At 64.3% G+C, this 1,917-nt stretch carries 2 protein-coding genes and 1 pseudogene; all 3 read right to left on the reverse strand.

Annotation, left to right across the window (positions count from 1 at the left end; translation table 11 throughout):
* The coding region (locus IC50_RS38030) for a HAMP domain-containing protein (RefSeq protein WP_035716778.1) at positions 1-990 on the reverse strand (990 nt) is incomplete at its 3' end.
* Between the two features lie 60 nt (positions 991-1,050).
* Positions 1,051-1,539, reverse strand: coding sequence for a chemotaxis protein CheW (locus IC50_RS38035; RefSeq protein ID WP_035700202.1), 489 nt, complete (start codon positions 1,537-1,539; stop codon positions 1,051-1,053).
* Between the two features lie 65 nt (positions 1,540-1,604).
* A pseudogene (locus IC50_RS38040) lies at positions 1,605-1,917 on the reverse strand (methyl-accepting chemotaxis protein); the annotation flags it as partial.

Here is a 1,917-nt window from a genome sequence, read left to right on the forward strand (position 1 = left end):
GGCAGACGAAGCCTGCTCGGTCGCGCCCTGCGAGAGCTGCTCGGCGCTGGCGGAGAGTTCCTGGCTGCCGGCGGAGACGTTCTGCGCCGCAGTGAGGGCTTCTGCGACGATCTGCCGAAGCTTTTCCACCATGCGTTCGAGTGCCAGGCCCAGCGTATCCTTGTCCGACAGCGGCTTGGCTTCGACCGTGAGGTTGCCCTGCGCGATCTCGTTGGCGACGGCCGCGGTCTGGTTGAGGTTGACCGTCATCGCATTCAGCGACTTGATGAGGTCGCCGATTTCGTCATTGCTGAACGAATCGATCTTCTGGCTGAGATCGCCGATTGCCACCGCATCGGCGAGGCCGACCGCCATGGAAAGCGAACGGCTGATGTTCAGAGCCATCCAGACCGCGGCGGCGATGGCGATGACGAGCGACGCGAGGATCAGGGAAGCGAGAATCAGGATGGCGCGGCTGCCGTCGACTTTGGCCTGCTCGCTCTCCTCGGCCATCTGCTTCTTCACAAAGTTGATGTAGTCGCTCGCCGCCGTGAGCGCCGGCGTGGAGGCCTTCAGGCCCTCGGTCATCGACCGCTCGGTCGCCCTGGCCTTGTCCTGTTTGGCGAGCGCAAGCGTCTGATCCTGTACCGCGTTGGAGTTCGCGTAGGCAACGGCAAAAGTCTCGATCATTTTCCTGCCGGTCTCGCTCGCGCTGGAAGTGACCTCGTCCTTCACCTTCATGGCGCGTTCGCGCAGTTGGGCGATCTGGCCGATGAACTTGTCCTGGTCGGCTTCCACCGCAAGGATAGCGTTCTTCTCGGCCCGCACCTGAAGCAGGACGGCCTCCTGAAGCTCGCCAACCTTTGCGAGCCGGCCGGCACGGGCAGACAGATGCTCGGCCGTCGCGACCATGCCGTTCAACTTCAGATACGCGACGCCGCCGGCGATCATGGACAGCAGGATGACGACGCCGAAGGCGGTGGCAAGCTTGGCTTTGACGGTGAATCTCATGTCAGTCTCGTTGGTTCGAATTGGGGGGCTTACGCTTCACCACGCTTCACTTTTGCTGGCTCAGGCGGCGCGAGGCGCATCCGTGGCCGTGTCGCGTCCGTCCGGAACCTCGTCGTTGGCCATCAGCTTGGCGAGATCGAAGATCACGACGAACTTCTCACCCTTGCGGCCGATGCCGGCGGCATAGTCGGATTGCCATTTCCCGCCGACCTCTGGCACCGGCTCGATCGCCTGCTCGTCGATGTCGGTGACCTCGAACACGCAGTCGGCAACGAAGCCGACGCCGACCAGACGGCCCTTCATCGGCACGTCGAGGATGATGATGCGGGTGGCTTCGGTGGCCGGCACGCTCGGCAGAGCGAGCTTGGTCCGGAGGTCGACGATCGGATAGCCGCTGCCGCGCACGTCGATCATGCCGAGCAGGAAGTTCGGGGCGTGCGGAAGCCGCGAGATCGGCCGCATGTCGAGGATCTCACGGACATTGCGGATGCTGATGCCGAACGTCTCGCCGGCGAGCCCGAGCGTCAGATATTGCGAGGTTGCGGCCATGATGCGGTCCAAGGATCCGGAGGTTGGCGAATGAATGCGGTCCGGCATGAAGCCGGACCGGCTGATCAGCGCTGGAACTCGGCGTCGCGGTCGTCTTCGCCGTCGTTCATGTCGAAGGCGAAGCCGCCGCCAGCGGCGACTTTCATCGCGCGCGCCGGTTTGCGAACGGGGACCGGCTTCTTCGTATCGCGATCCACGGCGGCCATGTGCGCAGCCTTCATGTGCGCAGCCTTGGCCCGGAGCTGACCGACGGCGCGGTCGATCGGCTCGGCCGCGGCATTCTCCTTGCGCGTCGCGTGCTCGATGCGGAAGAACGAGATGGTGGATTGAAGCTGTTCGGCCTGCGAAGCGAGCTCCTCCGAGGTCGAGGAGACCTGC

Source organism: Bradyrhizobium genomosp. I (2014), assembly GCF_000261685.1.
Classification (GTDB): Bacteria; Pseudomonadota; Alphaproteobacteria; order Rhizobiales; family Xanthobacteraceae; genus Bradyrhizobium.